Origin of the sequence: Bacillus sp. ISL-47, from assembly GCF_018613175.1 — a bacterium.
Classification (GTDB): domain Bacteria; phylum Bacillota; class Bacilli; order Bacillales; family Cytobacillaceae; genus Cytobacillus.
This window is the reverse complement of record NZ_JAGGQS010000023.1, coordinates 30,089-47,113: the sequence shown is the minus strand read 5'-3', so window position 1 is coordinate 47,113 and position 17,025 is coordinate 30,089. Positions and strand designations below refer to the sequence as shown.

Genomic DNA, 17,025 nt, shown 5'->3' with positions numbered 1-17,025 from the left:
AAATCAATAATGCTAGTAGATGACCACGCCATAAACAGCTTAAAAACATGGTTTGATATTGAATATGAGAGACTGAAGCAGGAATGGAAAAGCGGACAGTATGAAAACCTTCCTGATTGCCCATCTTTTAAAGTAACCTATACATATAGGGAGGCTTTAAACGTTCTGATAAAAGGTCCTCAATCTATTGATGAAACACAGTTAAAGAAGATGATTGATGAAGAATTAGAGATTGAGAACCATTGGAAGGAACACAAACGAGATCATTGGCAGAGATAAACCAAGCATATGAGGAAATCATTCACGGAGCAGCAAAAGAGCCATTAATGTAGCTTGGGAAAGCCAAAATAAGGCGGTTATAGCCCTGTATAGAAAAATCAGCATGACTAGAGACTTATAAGTTGCATTTTCGTTTCCTGTATATCAAGATATTGCCAGGTAATGTCTATAAGCTGGCACTTTGGATAAATAGAATCCATTTTGAAAAAAGGTTGGTCAAAATAGGGTCTTCTCCAGCAGACTTATTTTTCTGCTTTATAAAAATTTGATCATTTTCTAACTGTAATACTCCACAATTGCGCCCTTTAATTGAAACTGAGGAGATTATATTAGCTGGCTTACTTGAAAAAGAATGATGTAATTATAAGCCCTATTATGATTACAAGGATAAGTATCCCTGTCCCTTTCCAACCTAAACTGCCTACTAAATCTACAAGAAATCCGCTGTTATCTTTATTAAAAGCATCGTTCATATTTCCAGTTGGATTTCTTTTCAATTCTTCTTGTCTCAATCTCTCTCTTCTTCTTTCAGGAGTTTCTTTATTCTCACTCATTTGAACACCCCTAATTTAAAAATTAGAATATTAATTTTACGTTCCTTCTTTAACAACCCTACCCTATTGCTAATACCAATTATTTCAAAACCTGTCATTCAACTCAATCTTTTTTTCCGTAAAAAAAGGCACTTACCTTATTACAGATATGTGCCTTTTCAATGGAACAATAAGGATCTTCTAATAGCTGGTTTAGCTTAATTAGGAATTCGTTTACCGAGTTAAATGTTCTTTAAAAATCTGTTTAAAATGCGGCTTAAAATCAATTTCGATAGTTTGTTGAGAGTCCTCATTAACTACTGTTAATAGCATACTGGCACGTTCTTTCTTATCTGCTGTAATTTCTAATTTTTCAACTCGTTTTAGATCTAAAAGTGATAACAATCTATTTGAACTACGCTGAGTTACCTTTACTTTAACTTCACCATAGGAAGGAGAGAGCTTAACAATAAAGTCTTCCTCTTCATTGGAAAATCTGTATGTTGCTTCATTGTAATAAAATGGTAAGTCTTTTGAAGTAGAATCTAATAACATTGGTTCCGATTCGAATAACGAAAGAAAGTCGTTTTCTTCTGGAAATTTACGCAATTTCACCTCACCTTTCTTTAACTCTATAAATGCGCCCCGTGAAAATTATTGAACTGCAAATAGCTTTTAAGGCAGTAAAGACTTCTGTATCTCCATTAATTAATAATCCAAAATAACCGTAATCTTTAATAATTGAAAAAAAATAAATAATTCATCTTTTGTAATGTATTTAGATACGCTTGCTCTTACGAGTTGTTCTTTTTGTTTTTACAACGAGGACACCAAGTTCCTAGTTTAATGTTGTTAGGTTTTGCTTTCCATTTATGTCCTTCGCTACATTGCCATAATAAATGGGTTTGGCTATCTATGTATTCATTTGAAAGACATTGCCCTCCCCTTGAAAGGGCGATTTTGTACATTTCCTCAATTGTTAGTTTCCTTTTTGCAGCTGCTTGTTTTTTTCGGCACTTTTCACACCAGTTACCACCTTTTATTCCACTTGGAGACGCAAACCATCTATGCCCTTTACTACATTCCCATTCCAAATGCTCTTTACTGTTTATATAAGTTGTTGATAAACACTTACCGCCATGTTCTTTAGCTATTTGATACATTTCTTCTAATGATAATGGATGGCTACCGTTACAAACGGAACACCATTGACCGCTCTTTATATCGTTTGGTCTTGCATCCCACTCGTGACCATGCTGGCACAGCCAAGTAAGTTTTGTTTTATTATTATGATAATGGTTAGACAACAGTTTACCGTCCTTGTTGATAGCAAGTTCTCTTAACGCATCAAGTTTAGCAGAACTTCTGTAGTGTGGATCCATATTAATATTTTCAGGTTGTGTAATAACTTTTACTTTATAGCTAATTAATTTTGCATGTATAAAATGTATCAGTTCGCTATCAGTGGTAATGGTATATGGTATGATGATAAGGTTGATTCCCTTTTCATTACAAAGGTTTTGTTTATGAACATCAGTCTCCTTACGACGCATAAATTCTTCCTGGGAACGGTGAAAAAACTCTACAAACTCATAATGTTGGATACCATTATACTCAAACGCCGTGTTAATATTACTGTTATATCCATCTAATTCAAGTCCATCTAATTCCCGCTTGTTCGGCTTGAAAAAAAGACCAGTTAGATTTTCGATTATATAGCGGCATTTATTTTCTGTTAAATTAAAACGGCAAGAGCGACACCAATGTCCGTTCTTAACGGAGTTAGGTTTGCTCTCAAATATATGTCCATTTGCACATTGCCAGATTAGGGCTGTATGAGCATCTGTATATACGGCTGAAAGACATATCCCACCCCTTGATTTTGCCAACTCTTGCATTTCCTCGATTGTATTCCTTTTGTTTTCTCCCCTCTTTTTTACGGAACATACAGTACAGAATCCATTGTTTTTAATCGCACTCATTATTCCTGAGTAAGAAGCGTTAAATTCATGTCCTTTATCACATTTCCATTTCAAAGGTGAATGATTATTCAAATAGGTTTCTGAAAGACAAATAGCGTTATATTTTTCGGCAAGTTGGTTCATTTCTTTTATGGTTTTCTTTTTACTTCCTGCACAAACTTTACACCATGTTCCATACTTTACTTTGGCCGGTATAGCAAACCATTTATGTCCGTTTCCACACTCCCACTCAACAGGTGTCTGGCTATTTATGTATTCAGTAGATAGGCACTTTCCGCCCCTTGATATTGCTAGTTCTTTTAGTGTATCAATAGTAATATTTGGACTCATTTATTTCCCCTATTACTAAGACTTTAGCATTATTATAACCCAGCTTTATGTACACTGGTAAATAGAAGAAGATTGATTTAATTAATGAATTATAGAGTTTTATTTTCTTCAATGAACTTTTCCACAATCTGGCACCATTTCGGAATAAAAAATCCTGAATATCTACAGGACTTTTGATCAAACTTTAGTTAAAATCCAAAGCAACCCTTTATTTTTTTTGACCATGTTTTTCGCTTATTGATATTTCCGAACCAGAAGAATGGCAGCTTTTATACTTCCCTATCACCTAAAGAGATTATACACTTATCAGCTGGGCACTTTAGTAAATGAAACTCTCTCTTTCTTATTTGTTTTTTTATAAAAGCCCTGTGAAAAAACCCTATCTTTTCCTTTGAACATCAACATTCTTGTCTTATACCCTAATAGCCCCACACCAAAGCATAACATTAATATATATGTTAATATGCATTATGATATATATGTGTTCTTTAATTTTACTAACGATTTAAATTATAATAAATATGTCAAATATATATTATCTTTTTCATTTGTTTATTTTCCCTAAATAATAAACGGTTTAGGTGTGTTTCTATCATTTTTATTAGTTATTATTAAACTCTCTAACAAAGCTTTCTATTTTTAAAATTTCGACTTCTTATAACAGCTTAATAGAACATATAATGAAACTAATAAGGGGTGAAAAAATATGAAATCAGATGGAACAGAAGAATTTATTCTACTAGATAAGATTATTGTTTCAGAAGAGTTTTTAAATACAACTCCAAGTGTTGATAAAATACAGAAAGTTATCAATTATGTTAAACGCACAGGTGTCTTAGATGAACCCATTACGATTAACAGGAATACAATGATCCTTACCGACGGCTACACACGCTATATTTCAGCTCTTAAGCTGGGAATAGATCTTGTCCCTATTGTTTATGAAAATGAGCTTTTACATAATAAATAAACAGCTAAGGGACTTTCTAAGCAGGTTTTATCCATAAAAAAACCGCATGTCTGCGGTAATTGTGAGCGGTTCATGCCTTGCAGTATATGCCCTCAAACAAATAAGAGTGCGAGCAAGGGCTAAAAACTTTTAAGGCCTGAAGGAAGGAACTGACGCCGCCCTTACTCTGTTAGTTACAATTTCCAATATTTACAAAAACATTCATTTATGACACAAGGTGTACCTTTAACTTAATAAATATATACTAATTCACAATTCGATAATTAATAAAAAACCCGAGAGACTTTAAGGGAGTGGGAAATGGGAATATAAAAAAGTCCTATACTCCGATGAGTATGGGAGAGTAGAGAAATTTGACATTCTTCACCTTGAAAAAGAACAAACTTCACATACTCGTGCGTGATTTAAAACAGCAGAGGTGAAATCGAGAAGTTATTAATGCGAAACCCGCAATTAAGCTAAGGAACAATTCGAAGGTCAAACAGACACATTATGCACAACAACTAAGAGTTTTATTTTGGCATTGGTGGATCAAATATAATAAACAGTATAGTGACATTTAATGCAGCAAATACCCAAGTAACCCACGGCTTCCATTTATGAATAGCCAGTAAAGAAAATGTCACCAAGTTAAAAATAAATGACCAGGAAAGATTCCATCCATGATTATGGATAATACTATTGTTTAAATAAGCAATTAATTCGATGGCTTGGAAAATGAGGGCCCACAATAATCCAACCTAGTTTATTTAATTTTGATTTAGGAAATCTTCCTAAGAAAACAACAATGACAGAAGGGTAAATTAAAAATGCTGTTGCGGTAGCAATGATCGGATGGGTAGGAAGAATATAGTGGTCAATCCAAATTGGGCGAAATTCCCAAACCCTAATATTCTGAAGCAAGGAAGCATAAAGAAGGTCTCCTATTATCCAAAATAATAATGTGGGTTAATATTCATTCCACCGCTCCCACTCGCCATAAATTAAACTGATAATGATAAAAAATATAACAAATGATGTTTGCAAGATGTTCACCCTCACACAAACCGAATTCTTCAACTTAATATGCACATCTTTTCAATTTCTTAGCTAACATGTACTTAAATTTAACAGTTCAAAGATATACGGCAATTAAAAATCCTTTCTAAGAAAGCGTTTAACTCGCATATATTTACATTGCGCACGTATTTTCTCGTTTCGTTCACAAGAGCCTTACCTCTAACTTTGCTGAAATAAAAGAGTATAGGTAACTCTTTATTTTTTTTTTGCTTTATCAGGGTAGAACACTGATGAAGCTTGGCTAGCTGGGGTTCAATGCCTTAGCTAGCCGAATCTTCATGATAAAAAAAAGAAGAAGAGGTTGCCCCCTTCTTTCTGGCCTTAAATGTTTCCTTTTTCTTTCATGCTGTAATAGTCCTCTTTGTCGTTAACGATAACATGATCCAGTACCTCGATTCCTAAGATGCTGCCGCACTCTGCCAGCCGCTTCGTAACCGCTATATCTTCTCTGGATGGGTGAACGTCTCCTGATGGATGCTGGTGGCTGACAATAATGGATGCACAGTTATTCAGGATGGCAGACTTGAATACTTCTCTCGGTGACACGATACTGGCGCTCAGGCTCCCAACATGACAGCGATGAACAGCTACAATGCGATTTTTCGTGTTGAGGCACATGACGAAGAATACCTCACGATCTTCATCCCCAATAAACTTCGCTGCAGCTTTCGCTCCATCTTCCGGGCTGCGTACGATGTACTGTTCGCCGCCTTCCACCTCTTGAATGATTTGCTTAATCCGCTGGATTTCGTATACTTTTTCCATATTTAACACTTCCTTTCTTTGTTTGACAAGGAAGCAATGATGGGCGCAAACCGTGTGAAGGGTTCGCTTACGCAGAAGCGAACTCGCCAGCCAGGCATAGACAGCAGGCCGGACCTTTGCCTGCTGCCGTTCAAAATCGAGTGAAGCCCAATGACTTAGGGGAAGTTAAAAAGCGTATTGGGCTTTTTTATCTGCCCCTTAGCCTAACTTGGCTTGGCCGATTTTGTTTGCCTGGCGCTAGCCCTTCACTCGGTCATAAGCCCACTCATTATAATGGGGAGAACAAAGAAAGAGTCTTTCCGTCCGGGCGAGGCGGTCGTTCAGGCCGTTAGGCTTGAGACCGTCTCTTGGCCAAGGGTTCGATGCCCGCCGGCCATGAAACACTTGGTCCGGGCGCCCCCGGGGCGAGAAAAGCCCGAAGGGGTTAGCAACGGCTGGCAGCTGCCGGCTCGATGCCGGAAGCAGCCAAAGGAAAAGCTCCATCCGTTCCAGCTGCCTGCAGCTTAACGAGATGGAGCTTGCCGAGTCATGTGAGGCTAGGGATCGGTCGGCTTTTTGGGGGTTCGATGCCCCCCAAAGCCGAATTCTTAAGAATTAGAGAGCTCTTTTTATTAACTTATAATACCGTTCATCATAATAAGTCAAGAAGCAAAAAATAGGATGAGGGTTCACTTCTCTACCTCTTCCATAAAATTTTATCTTAACGTATTTTCAGGTTACTTTCTTTGATTACTGCAGTTGGATTCAAATCATTAACCAGGCTTTTAACGATTTGTTTTTGGGCATCGTTAGCCCTTGGACCAATTAAGATTTCCATATCATTCAAGGCCTGTTCATCAAAATCAAGATCAAAAAAATCCTTCTTTAGCTTTTCTGTTTCTAAACGATCAATCAATCTGACCTGATCTTCGTATGATTTTGCTGATTCTAAGTCGTTCATTGTCCAAGGTACTATAAAAAACCTATATCGGTACTCTTTTTGAAACTCCCATTGTATATTATTATATATACCAATGCCTTCAAGGTTTATGCTTTTTCCCCAACTTGTTTTTTTTACGCCATTTTCTAGTTTGGCTTCTGGTTTTATCACCGTTAATACTTTTCGGTTTAACTTATCCGGTGTATTGTACTTGATAAAGACCCGCCAAATAAGGTAGATTTAGCGAACAACCGTGAACCGAAAGTTTTTCATTGGTTAGTGATGGATGTGTTATATAACTTTCTTTAATATACTTCTATCTGGATCAATTTTTACAGTTTTAAATGGACCGGTTGGTACTCTAATCCTTACGCCAGTCATATTTGGTGTATATAGATTCCACAATGGAATTGATTCCTCTGTTTCATTTGTCCAACAACTGACAAAACAGAACCTTCCAAGATCTCCATAATCCTCCGTTCTCCGTTCCTCAATATCGTCCACTCTTGATAGACTACTGAAACGAATCGTTTTATTTTTCAAGATTAAAGCGAGAGTTTCAATACTCGTATAATGATAAAGATATGATAATTCTTCCAACTGCTTATTCACCTCAATTTATTTAATAAGCAAACAGGATCCAGGATTGATTCTATTTAGGAAGATTCCTTAGATAGACTTAGCTATTATCCAATGAGATCATTTATAATATTAAGGGTTTATCTAGTATAGGTAACGTAATTCCTTTAAAAATGCATAGTATTATATGCACGAACCTTCCATATGCTATATAAAACAAAAAGCAGGTGATACATTGAAAAGAAAGTGGATTGTTGTATTTCTTATCTGTGTAATCGGTTTCTTAGCAGTATCTCACCTTAGTACAAATGCTTTAAATAGCTCCGCTGATGCAATGCCTGAATTCACGTATTCAAGCAAAGAGAAAAATCAAGCTTTTGGTTATTTTATGCTCGATCTATACCATTCCGAAATTATGCACGCAATGAAAGATTACTACAAAGATGACAAAATTTCTGGGTATAGAACGCCTAATCCTCCTCACTATGATATGGTTTCCATAAAACCATTTGAAAAAGGCGTTCAATACAAAGGTTTCGAAAAAAAATATACTTATCTTTTGAAAATCAAATTATTGCCTAGTTACAATAATGGTAAAATTTTAGGGTTAGACACTCTTTATTTTGCTGTAGCACCTTACCGTCAGACAATGAAAAATCTACCTAACGAATCTCCTGCTGCTGAGTTAGTTAAATACGAACACAGCAAGCCTCCTAAAAAGACCCACTGACGGTAAAAGAACACCTAATGTGTTCTTTTTTGTGTTTAATTGAACATATTGTGTCAAATGTATATTTGTATTTACTTTGTTCATACTAAAGGAGCAGGGTAAGGGTATTATATCTCCATCCAATTTGAAAAAGTTCAGCCCTTGCTCTTGCCTTTTCCGTCCGGGCGGGATGACCCGGGGTGAACAGATCCCGAAGGGAACAGCACCGGCTAGCAGCTGCCAAGAGAAAAGCTCCACCCGTTCCAGATGCTCTGCAGCTTAACGAGATGGAGCTTACCGATTCATACAAAGCAAGGGTTCGGGCGACTTTTAAGGGTTCGATTCTCCTAAAAACCGAACTCTTGAAAACTAGACATCCATACCGTCTGGGTAAAAGTTTCTACCAGGGAATGACTCTTTTAATATAATATATACATATATATTAATCATAAGTTATATCTATATTTTGCACTCATTAACGATTATGTATTTATTTTATATTTTTATATTTTTATATTTTTTAAGCTCAATATCTATACTGGTCATAAAAGGTAAGATATCCAAATTATAAATAGACATATGCTTGTTAAAAACCTCTTACTATTACCTTTTCGGTACGTCTTTTTAGTCAACCACTGTTAGTCATCTAAAAATCTACCCTTGTCATCAAACAATTAGATGAATAATTATTTTAAAAATGAAGTTTAGAGTTTAATGACCCGGGGAAACTACAAATAAACAAGGACAATCCCTCTATCTTAACTGCAGTAAACATTCTCCATTTCTCTTGCCTTGTGAAGAATGCGGAAGGAGGAACGGTTTATGTATCCATCGAATCCAAATGAATGCGTTTATTGTGGTGAACCGCTGACCAAATGGGAAAGCATTAGAAGCTATTGTTGGAATTGCAGTGAATCTACCTCCCCTGAAGCTTTTCATGAAGAAGTTGAAATTGAACCTTCAATTGTTAATGACCTCAATAATCAGTGAATGCCGTACCCAGGTGCGGTATTTTTTATAGTGTCCTTTTGGCCGGGTTCTAATTTTAAAAAATAAAAACTACCTAACGTCCCAAGGTCTCTGACTCCAGAAAGATTTTACCCTTCTTGCCTTTGACGAAGGGTAAAATCTAGCATTCTGTACGCAGGTAAGGCATTAGCCTTCTCAATTTACTAACATTTATGGAGATCATCCCTTCTACCTCATGGCTTTCGGCCCGCTTTCTAACTGTCTACGCTTAAAGGCCAAAGTCACCTTTAGCCCTCCAAGACTCGCTACGAGCGAATGGCTAGTTCTTACTCGGCGAGAATCCTACCCGCTGTATAATACGACCTAGGCTCGGCAGCACGCCCGCCCCGTTACTTTAGTACATTACTTGACAATTTATTGCTAATTTTTGCATATAACGCGAACTAAGTTATTCAAAAATATGGCTAAATCATAAAGAAAGAGCGCTATTCTTATTACAGAAAAGCGCCCGATTGTGGAGTAATCCCAAAGTATCTTGCTACTTCCTTTGTTATTCACCGCTAGCTCACCCTCTGAGGCAACCAGACATGTGTTGACTAGTAATTCTCTCCGAAGTTTTAAAAAAGAAGTAGAGGTCAGGTCAATCTGATTTGTACGGGCATCCAGCTATTAACTTTATTTTGTCATTAAGTGAAAGTGAATCTCTAAATTAGCATTTCAAACATTTTGATTTATTTTCTTTTATTGTCCAATTATATTCTTTGTATTCTATTTTAGAGCCGCAAATATTACATTTATTTGGCCAACCTTGCCTTCGCCAACCTGCGAGTGTCTTTAAATCTAAAGCATGACATATAGCTGTCCATTCAAAGTTATTTAAACCCAGTAAATCTTTGACTTCTCCTTCTATTTCACCAGAATGAAATTTATCAATAATATCTTCCATTAAATCGTATGCTTCATCTTCAGTCAGTGTACCATCTATTAACCCAGACAAAATATTAGTCAAATTTTATACTCCTTCCTTTTACAGGACCCTTATACATCTTACCTGTTATAGGATCCATTGAGCGTAAGTACCTTCCTTTACTATCAAATACTACAATATCATTATGTGTATGATCCCACGAATAAAAACGTTGACTTCTACTACTTCCATTCGTCTTTAACGATCTTCCTTTCACATTTTTAAACCCTTTCCAAATAGGGCTTTCTTGTTTTTTCACATTGAAGGCACGCTTTCCAGTTCCACTGCCAAAAGAAGGATTCCCACTAATCCCCCTGCAGTCTGTTCTCTTCGTGCTCTTGCCTGATTTCCATCCGGATCTACCATCATAACTGGATTATTATTGGCGTAAATATAGCCGTTTTGAGTAATTGGCTCCTCCAAATTTCCTCTTAAAGGGTCTAGAGATAAAAATACAGCATCATCAGGATTATAGTATCGCGCTAGCAATTAATATTGTTGATTTCATTAAACTGTATAACTGTATGGATTTTCGCCTGCGTTCCCGTTTGAAAGAGATATTTCCTCAGAATCATAGAAACAACCTGCACCATATAACCAGCTCTAAATCTTTTAAGTAGAGAATACCAAACCCCTGTTAATTGAGGATGTAACAGGGGTTTGATATAAAAATGTTTACTTTATTTAAAGTATATAATTATCCCATTCTATTCTCTTTACATCTTCTACAGTAGGAGATGCCACTGGATTTTCATAATTAATTTCTGTTCGGGCTGTATCAACAGCAATATTTTTGGGGTGTTCCCATTCATTTTCACATTCACTACATAAAAGATATAGTAACCCAGTTTTGCTATCTTTTACAATCTCAACCCAACCTTGATCACAAATAGGACACCATTTTACTTTAAAAATATTTTCTTGATACATAAAAATTCATTCTCCTTTATCTACCCTGTGAAGGATAACCTGTAATTATATTGCTTGTCCCTTCCCGAACAACAATTGTAACATAATTTAGATTTTTTCCACTTCCTTCATAACCGCCTGAATAACCTGCATTTGGATAAGGGATATTGTATCTTTTTTTAATTCTCTTTATTGAATTACCCTTCGGGAATGTATGTGCCAGCCTTTATTTCTAATGTGAGCATGATAGGTTACACACTCTTTATGTTCGATACTTTATAAATAAATAAAATTATGAAAAAATAATTTTTTTCCTTTTTGAACAATAGCTAACTTAGTCGTGAACTGAAAAAACCTGGTGAGATAATTTACTCCCCAGGTTTTGTATTCCTTCTTTAAGGAAGTTGCACATCAACAGCAACATAATTCATAATATTCGACACTACCAAACACTTATGTTTTTGCTTAGATATTTCTAGGTGATCTGGTAAAAACCTTGTAAACGAAATTGCCGAGGCCGGTTAACTGGTCGGGTTTTCAAAAACATCTTGAGGAAGATCAAGCCAATCTCACTTTGACTTTTTGAGTTATAAAAAAAGCCCTTCTAGACCCTTTAGGAAACTGTACTCCTAATGTTCTCTTTTATCATGTGTTACGACTACAAATTGTTCCTCTTCAGGATCTACATATAAACAATAATCGTTCTCCTGACTTACACCCAACTGTTTTCTAATTTCTGTAGGTATTGTAACTCCACCCTTTGGGGAAACATACCGCTTATGTTCGTAAGTACGGTAATCTGGCCTTTTGATAATGATCCTTCCATTTGAGCTAATTACATCTACATGCTCACCACAAGAAAATCCAAAAGCTTCTCTCCAACGTGTCGGGAGAATGATCATACCCGATTTAGGAAATTCCCTACTCCGGAACATTAACTCCATTTTCCCACCCCCAATCATAGTGTATTTCCCCACCGTATTGAAGCATAAAACAAAATGGGAAGAATAAGCCTTTTATCTTATCATTATAAAATCCAACTAAATAACAGAAAACCATCCAAAGTCATGAAAACAGAAGGTTATTTTGCAAGGACTTTTTAGTATCATGTTTATTTTAACTGAAAAACGAAAAAACTATTTGCCCGTTTAGTTAGCTGCCGTTTCATGCATTTTTTGCTTGTCAAATACACCTATACCATGGATTTACACTGATTATTGACAATAAGCATGCTAGCTTAGGACTCAATCAATCAATCAAACAATCAAACCTCACCCTTCCTTCATCTTCTTAACAAGCCAATCAATGGGAAGGAAGCTGACAATCGCTTTCCTTGACGGTTCCTTTTTCTCCAACTAAAAAACAGCATTAGGTTTATTCCCATGCTGTTTTTTACCGTCCGTATGTGGTAATCCTTTAGAACTTGGAAGTATAGTTAATTCTATTACTATATTATTTCTTATCTAAAACTATCTCGGTTCAACCTTCTGGCTCAAAGTCTTGAATAATACTTCCCATCTCATCAAAATAAATCTTTTGAACATCATCATATACACGACGTTCTGTCCGGACTAAATCATAGTTATCATCTAGGATTGGGAAGATGTAGACTGGTGTTAATGTTAGTTCTGCGCCATATGAAGTTTTTTTGAAGTCCATTTGTAAATGTCCGTAATGTAATCCACCATCAATTAAGTGTTTTACTCCATTTTCATTCGTTTTCCATAATTCCGGCTCATCTTGAGTTGCACTCCATTGAGTGTAGGTATTATAGTCTTGTGGCACAAAATTTCCGTTTTCATCTTTAATCATCTTTTCTCCACGTAAACCATCAGAGGCTACACCCACGTCGTAAGAATGAAAACCAGTGCCATCTCCATCTAAATCCACCCAGCTGCGTTCAAACATTTCATCATGTCCAGAAATAACGGTAGCTACACCATACTTTTCAAATAATGGCGAATATACACGCATTGCCACACCAGATTGGTTGTCTGCTTTTTCATGATTTGGCGGCGCACCATGAACACCGCTTGAATAAGCAGAATGGTGAAATTGTACGAGAATGATTTGTCCTTTTTCACGGGCATCTTTTAATTGTTCTTCTACCCACTTGTATTGCTCAGTACCTGGATTAAAGTTTGGTAAGTCTGAACCCATGGATGTTATACCCTTGAAAAGCTTTGTATATGCACTATTATAAGCTTTAAATGTAAATTCACCTTGGGTATCTGTAGTAATGTACGGATCACCTTCTACACCTTGTCCTGCCCAGACTGCTTCGTTTAATACAGAGTCATTTTTACTATATACTGTACCTGTAAAAGTATTTGTTTTGGTTGATTCATCAGGGATTCCATTTGTTGAATCCAAGGTTAATAATGTAACCGGACCAATATCTGTTCGGTAATATGAATCTTTATACTGAGGATTTTCCGCATCACCAGGAGTGTCGAAGTATTCATGGTACTTATTGCGAGAAATTACTGCTGGTGTACGATCATTATCACTACCATATCCACCATTAATGGATGCATAAGTTTCCCAGTTTCCTAGTGCTGGTAATAACGGCGTATTTGAGGATATATTTGTAAACTCACCTGCAAAGTGCCTCCAAAACTCATCCCAAGCAGGTTGGTATCCTGCACCTTGTGCTAAATCACCAGCAATAATTAATGCATCCGGGTCAGCAGCTTCAATATGAGCTAGGTTTTCATTTAAAGCCGTTTGTTGATCTAGTGGATAACGCACTAAAAATGTATTATTGCGTGCTTTATTTCCATATTTCTTATCAAAATCAGATCCTTCACCAGGACGTTCCTCTGAACCTGGAGCATAGGAATTTACAGTATGCAATTCCCACTCACGATGCTCTAATGCCCCATATGGTTCTGTTTCTGTATCGGAAAAGGCAATTAATGACAATTCATCCCAATTTTCACGTTCAGGAAAAGTTTCAAATTTAGAAGTATGGGTTTCTTTTCCTTGTTTTATGATAATAGTATATGTTGAATTTGGTTCTAACCCATCAATTGTTACTGAATGTTTATAGTTAGAATTTGATTCTAGCCATGATCCCTGTGGAATCGTTTCTATTACGCCATTGCCACTGTTATAAGTTAATTCTTGTTCTAATTCCTTTTCTGTATACTCCATTAACCCCATGTATTGTGGAGTAGAAGCCACTTTTTTTGCCATCATTCCAGGACCAGTTACAATGACTCTACCAGGTTCATTTAACTCAGATACCCAGTTAACTGTCATAGAAGTACTCGTTGGAGATTGCAAATAGGGTAATACACGGAATCCTGTTTCTGGTACACGTAATTTTGATTCTGAATGCTCTTGAACCTCCTTCTTTTTTGCAGCTTCGCTTTCTGGCACTAGTGGACTTGCAACAACTATTAAGGAAGCAAGTGTCGAAATGGCTAGCCTATTTAAAAATAAATTCTTCTTCATAGTTTCTCTCCCTTGTCTCGCTATTTATGTCGAATAATACTGAATGAATGTATAGCTAATGTTAAGTTAATGTAAAAAAATACTAAAATAGATAAATATCAGGCTATCTACTTCTATACTCCTTTTCTCCGCAAGTACTTACCAAAGACTATTGCTATAATTAGTTTATATTTAAATCAGAATCTCTCTACCTCCTGAAAGAAGAAAGGTACCTTCAATTCTACCATTTGGAATTTATAGGAAGGTGAAAATATAAAAATTTAAAATTATTATTTCTCACTTAGAAATTTATAAATTAACTCATCCAATTCTCTGCTGTATTTAATTGTTTCAGGGTGAGTTAATCCATTTTGAATTCCTGAGGTAATCATTTTTTTTCTAAGCTTTAAAATTTCATCTAAAATGTTACCCGAAGTAGCCGTTATGTTCATTAACTTAATTTCTCCTTTGTCGAATTGCAGTAGTATAGAATTTACTTTTATCTTTTCGACAAAAAGCAAAGGGGATAAACGGATTCGACAAAAGAGGTTAAAATGTTGCAAATTTCTACCAATATTAATACACAGTACAAAGATATACCGCAATTAAAAGTCCCTTTATAAGAAAGTTTAATTTAAAATCGTCTTTTTCGACCATTTTTACGTAAATCTACATTACTCACGGGTTTTCTCGTATCGTCCACAAGTGTTTTACCTCTAACTTGCAGAAATAAAAGAGTATAGGTAACTCTTTAGTTTTTTCTTGCTTCATCAGGGTGAAACACTGATGAAGCTCGGCTTGCTGGGGTTCAATGCCCCCGCTAGCCGAAACTTCATGATAAAAAAAGAAGAAGAGGTTGCCCCCTTCCTCCCTCCTTACATGTATCCTTTTTCTTTCATGCTGTAATAGTCATCTTTATCGTTCACGATAAGATGATCCAGTACCTCGATTCCTAAGATGCTGCCGGACTCTGCCAGCCGCTTCGTAACCTCTATATCTTCTCTCGATGGTTGAACGTCTCCTGAAGGATGCTGGTGACTAACAATAATGGAAGAACTGTTATTCAGAATGGCAGATTTGAATACTTCTCTCGGTGACACGATACTGGCATTCAGGCTGCCAACATGACAGCGATGAACAGCTATAATGCGATTTTTTGTGTTCAGGCACATGACAAAGAATACTTCCCGATCCTCATCCCCAATAAACTTCGCTGCGGCTTTCGCACCATCTTCCGGGCTGCGTACGATATATTGTTCGCCGCCTTCTACCTCTTGAATGATTTGCTTAATACGTTGGATTTCATATACTTTTTCTATTTTTAGCACTTCCTTTCTTTGTTTGATAAGGAAGCAATGATGGGCGCAAACCGTGTGAAGGGTTCGCTTACGAAGAAGCGAACTCGCCAGCCAGGCATAGACAGCAGGCCTGATCTTTGCCTGCTGTCGTTCAAAATCGAGTGAAGCCCAATGACTTAGGGGAAGTTAAAAAGCGTATTGGGCTTTTTTATCTGCCCCTTAGCCTAACTTGGCTTGGCCGATTTTGTTTGCCTGGCGCCAGCCCTTCATTCGGTCATAAGCCCACTCATTATAATAGGAAGAACAAAGAAGGAGTCTTTCCGTCCGAGCGGGCGGTCGTTTTAGGCCGTAAGGCTTGAGACCGGCCTCTTGGCCAAGGGTTCGATGCCCGATGGCCATGAAGCACTTAGTCCAGGTGCCTCCGGGGCGGGGGATCTCGAAGGGATCAGCACCGGCTGGCAGCCGCCGGCTCGATGCCGGAAGCTGCCAAAGGAAAAGCTCCATCCGTTCCAGCTGCTCTGCAGCTTAACGAGATGGAGCTTGCCGAGTCATGCGAAGCTATGGATCGGTCGGCTTTGAAATCATGCTGTCTTCGTATAGTTCAAACCACTTACTCTTTTTCATATCATATGCACAGATCTCCTTTTCAATCTGTTGCATCTGATCCTCTAAAGGCTTAATCGTGCTATTTCTTTTCTCGTTAATATTATTTACAAGGTCTTTTAATATATTTTCGTTAAATAAGCTGAGGTGGATCTTATCAAACACGAATTGTTCCACTGCGTCTGCTTTTACACTATTTGACCTACAAGCTGCTATTCCTTTGTTCCTCCATGCTCCACACTGATAATATCTGTGGATAACATAGCTTCCATCTTTATGCTTTTTCTTTACCCTACCAGCAACCATAGACCCTCCACACATAGGGCACTTTATAAGGCCGGTTAAAGGATAAGAACCGCTATATATTCTATTAGGTTTATTGGACCTTTCACTATACAGTTTTTGGACCCTTTCCCATAATTCAATAGGTATTATAGGCTTATGCTCACCGTCAACAATAATAGGATTTTTATTCACCCCCTTTCTTCTTTTCTCACTCCAGTTTTCTCTGCGATTAAATCTGATTTTGCCAATGTATATTGGATTCATTAGGATTTCTTTAACAGCATTTATAATAAATCATGCCATTCGGGTGTCTTAAATCCTCTTATAACTAATCATTTAAGATAATTAACTTTTTTCCGTATTAATAATTTTGAATTTCATACTTAGTTTTAAACTCCACTATATCCTAAATCAGTGTTAAAATGGTCAGA

Annotated in this window: 20 protein-coding genes; 5 read left to right on the top strand and 15 right to left on the bottom strand. The window is 36.7% G+C overall.

Annotation, left to right across the window (positions count from 1 at the left end; genetic code table 11):
- Positions 1–9: 9 nt before the first annotated feature.
- The gene (locus J7I93_RS09350; protein ID WP_214725550.1) at positions 10–279 is read left to right on the top strand and encodes a hypothetical protein; all 270 of its coding nucleotides are present in this window, start codon (positions 10–12) and stop codon (positions 277–279) included.
- Positions 280–617: 338 nt separating this feature from the next.
- Here the strand turns inward: J7I93_RS09350 and J7I93_RS09345 are convergent, their stop codons facing one another.
- The 3 genes from J7I93_RS09345 to J7I93_RS09335 form a co-directional block, all read right to left on the bottom strand.
- The gene (locus J7I93_RS09345; protein WP_214725548.1) at positions 618–833 is read right to left on the bottom strand and encodes a DUF6366 family protein; all 216 of its coding nucleotides are present in this window, start codon (positions 831–833) and stop codon (positions 618–620) included.
- Positions 834–1,046: 213 nt separating this feature from the next.
- Positions 1,047–1,421, bottom strand: coding sequence for a hypothetical protein (locus J7I93_RS09340; protein ID WP_214725546.1), 375 nt, complete (start codon positions 1,419–1,421; stop codon positions 1,047–1,049).
- Positions 1,422–1,606: 185 nt separating this feature from the next.
- Positions 1,607–3,124: a zinc-ribbon domain-containing protein gene (locus J7I93_RS09335; RefSeq protein WP_214725544.1), complete on the bottom strand. Its 1,518-nt coding sequence runs from the start codon at positions 3,122–3,124 to the stop codon at positions 1,607–1,609.
- A gap of 706 nt (positions 3,125–3,830) precedes the next feature.
- Here J7I93_RS09335 and J7I93_RS09330 point away from each other — a divergent pair.
- On the top strand, positions 3,831–4,094 hold the full coding sequence (locus J7I93_RS09330; RefSeq protein ID WP_214725542.1) for a ParB N-terminal domain-containing protein: 264 nt from the start codon (positions 3,831–3,833) through the stop codon (positions 4,092–4,094).
- A 1,380-nt stretch (positions 4,095–5,474) separates the two neighbouring features.
- On the opposite strand, the gene J7I93_RS09325 is transcribed toward J7I93_RS09330, so the two are convergent.
- The 3 genes from J7I93_RS09325 to J7I93_RS09315 all read right to left on the bottom strand — a co-directional run bounded on the left by J7I93_RS09325 (position 5,475) and on the right by J7I93_RS09315 (position 7,437).
- Positions 5,475–5,918, bottom strand: a complete 444-nt coding sequence (locus tag J7I93_RS09325; protein ID WP_214725540.1) for a JAB domain-containing protein — start codon at positions 5,916–5,918, stop codon at positions 5,475–5,477.
- Positions 5,919–6,618: 700 nt separating this feature from the next.
- A complete protein-coding gene (locus tag J7I93_RS09320) occupies positions 6,619–7,008 on the bottom strand; it encodes a hypothetical protein (RefSeq protein WP_214725538.1) in 390 nt (129 codons plus the stop codon).
- A 120-nt stretch (positions 7,009–7,128) separates the two neighbouring features.
- Complete coding sequence (locus J7I93_RS09315) at positions 7,129–7,437, bottom strand: hypothetical protein (RefSeq protein ID WP_214725536.1); 309 nt, start codon at positions 7,435–7,437, stop codon at positions 7,129–7,131.
- Between the two features lie 214 nt (positions 7,438–7,651).
- Between J7I93_RS09315 and J7I93_RS09310 the strand changes: the two genes are divergently transcribed.
- The 3 genes from J7I93_RS09310 to J7I93_RS09300 all read left to right on the top strand — a co-directional run bounded on the left by J7I93_RS09310 (position 7,652) and on the right by J7I93_RS09300 (position 9,115).
- The gene (locus J7I93_RS09310; RefSeq protein WP_214725534.1) at positions 7,652–8,146 is read left to right on the top strand and encodes a hypothetical protein; all 495 of its coding nucleotides are present in this window, start codon (positions 7,652–7,654) and stop codon (positions 8,144–8,146) included.
- Between the two features lie 179 nt (positions 8,147–8,325).
- A complete protein-coding gene (locus J7I93_RS09305) occupies positions 8,326–8,553 on the top strand; it encodes a hypothetical protein (protein WP_214725532.1) in 228 nt (75 codons plus the stop codon).
- A gap of 394 nt (positions 8,554–8,947) precedes the next feature.
- Entirely contained in the window at positions 8,948–9,115 is a 168-nt protein-coding gene (locus tag J7I93_RS09300) for a hypothetical protein (protein ID WP_214725530.1), read from the top strand.
- Positions 9,116–9,803: 688 nt separating this feature from the next.
- Here J7I93_RS09300 and J7I93_RS09295 read toward each other — a convergent pair.
- The 9 genes from J7I93_RS09295 to J7I93_RS09255 form a co-directional block, all read right to left on the bottom strand.
- Entirely contained in the window at positions 9,804–10,103 is a 300-nt protein-coding gene (locus tag J7I93_RS09295) for a hypothetical protein (protein WP_214725528.1), read from the bottom strand.
- The gene (locus J7I93_RS25145; RefSeq protein WP_353050265.1) at positions 10,096–10,278 is read right to left on the bottom strand and encodes a colicin E3/pyocin S6 family cytotoxin; all 183 of its coding nucleotides are present in this window, start codon (positions 10,276–10,278) and stop codon (positions 10,096–10,098) included. The genes J7I93_RS09295 and J7I93_RS25145 overlap by 8 nt, the downstream gene beginning before the upstream one ends.
- 38 nt (positions 10,279–10,316) lie before the next feature.
- Positions 10,317–10,550 carry an RHS repeat-associated core domain-containing protein gene (locus J7I93_RS09285; RefSeq protein ID WP_214725526.1) on the bottom strand — a complete coding sequence of 78 codons (234 nt, stop codon included), beginning with the start codon at positions 10,548–10,550 and terminating at the stop codon, positions 10,317–10,319.
- Between the two features lie 195 nt (positions 10,551–10,745).
- The gene (locus J7I93_RS09280) at positions 10,746–10,991 is read right to left on the bottom strand and encodes a hypothetical protein (RefSeq protein WP_214725524.1); all 246 of its coding nucleotides are present in this window, start codon (positions 10,989–10,991) and stop codon (positions 10,746–10,748) included.
- A 608-nt stretch (positions 10,992–11,599) separates the two neighbouring features.
- Entirely contained in the window at positions 11,600–11,914 is a 315-nt protein-coding gene (locus J7I93_RS09275) for an AbrB/MazE/SpoVT family DNA-binding domain-containing protein (protein ID WP_214725523.1), read from the bottom strand.
- Between the two features lie 535 nt (positions 11,915–12,449).
- Positions 12,450–14,429, bottom strand: a complete 1,980-nt coding sequence (locus J7I93_RS09270; RefSeq protein ID WP_214725521.1) for a metallophosphoesterase family protein — start codon at positions 14,427–14,429, stop codon at positions 12,450–12,452.
- Between the two features lie 269 nt (positions 14,430–14,698).
- Positions 14,699–14,860, bottom strand: coding sequence for an aspartyl-phosphate phosphatase Spo0E family protein (locus J7I93_RS09265; RefSeq protein ID WP_214725519.1), 162 nt, complete (start codon positions 14,858–14,860; stop codon positions 14,699–14,701).
- A 423-nt stretch (positions 14,861–15,283) separates the two neighbouring features.
- On the bottom strand, positions 15,284–15,727 hold the full coding sequence (gene radC / locus J7I93_RS09260) for a RadC family protein (RefSeq protein WP_214725574.1): 444 nt from the start codon (positions 15,725–15,727) through the stop codon (positions 15,284–15,286).
- A 537-nt stretch (positions 15,728–16,264) separates the two neighbouring features.
- Complete coding sequence (locus tag J7I93_RS09255; protein ID WP_353050264.1) at positions 16,265–16,882, bottom strand: recombinase zinc beta ribbon domain-containing protein; 618 nt, start codon at positions 16,880–16,882, stop codon at positions 16,265–16,267.
- Positions 16,883–17,025 lie beyond the last annotated feature (143 nt).

Excerpts from the sequence above, each read along its gene's own strand:
- J7I93_RS09350 (WP_214725550.1), top strand. The coding sequence starts at position 10 with ATGCTAGTAGATGACCACGCCATAAACAGCTTAAAAACATGGTTTGAT.
- J7I93_RS09345 (WP_214725548.1), bottom strand. The coding sequence starts at position 833 with ATGAGTGAGAATAAAGAAACTCCTGAAAGAAGAAGAGAGAGATTGAGA.
- J7I93_RS09335 (WP_214725544.1), bottom strand. The coding sequence starts at position 3,124 with ATGAGTCCAAATATTACTATTGATACACTAAAAGAACTAGCAATATCA.
- J7I93_RS09330 (WP_214725542.1), top strand. The coding sequence starts at position 3,831 with ATGAAATCAGATGGAACAGAAGAATTTATTCTACTAGATAAGATTATT.
- J7I93_RS09325 (WP_214725540.1), bottom strand. The coding sequence starts at position 5,918 with ATGGAAAAAGTATACGAAATCCAGCGGATTAAGCAAATCATTCAAGAG.
- J7I93_RS09300 (WP_214725530.1), top strand. The coding sequence starts at position 8,948 with ATGTATCCATCGAATCCAAATGAATGCGTTTATTGTGGTGAACCGCTG.
- J7I93_RS09280 (WP_214725524.1), bottom strand. The coding sequence starts at position 10,991 with ATGTATCAAGAAAATATTTTTAAAGTAAAATGGTGTCCTATTTGTGAT.
- J7I93_RS09275 (WP_214725523.1), bottom strand. The coding sequence starts at position 11,914 with ATGGAGTTAATGTTCCGGAGTAGGGAATTTCCTAAATCGGGTATGATC.
- J7I93_RS09270 (WP_214725521.1), bottom strand. The coding sequence starts at position 14,429 with ATGAAGAAGAATTTATTTTTAAATAGGCTAGCCATTTCGACACTTGCT.
- J7I93_RS09265 (WP_214725519.1), bottom strand. The coding sequence starts at position 14,860 with ATGAACATAACGGCTACTTCGGGTAACATTTTAGATGAAATTTTAAAG.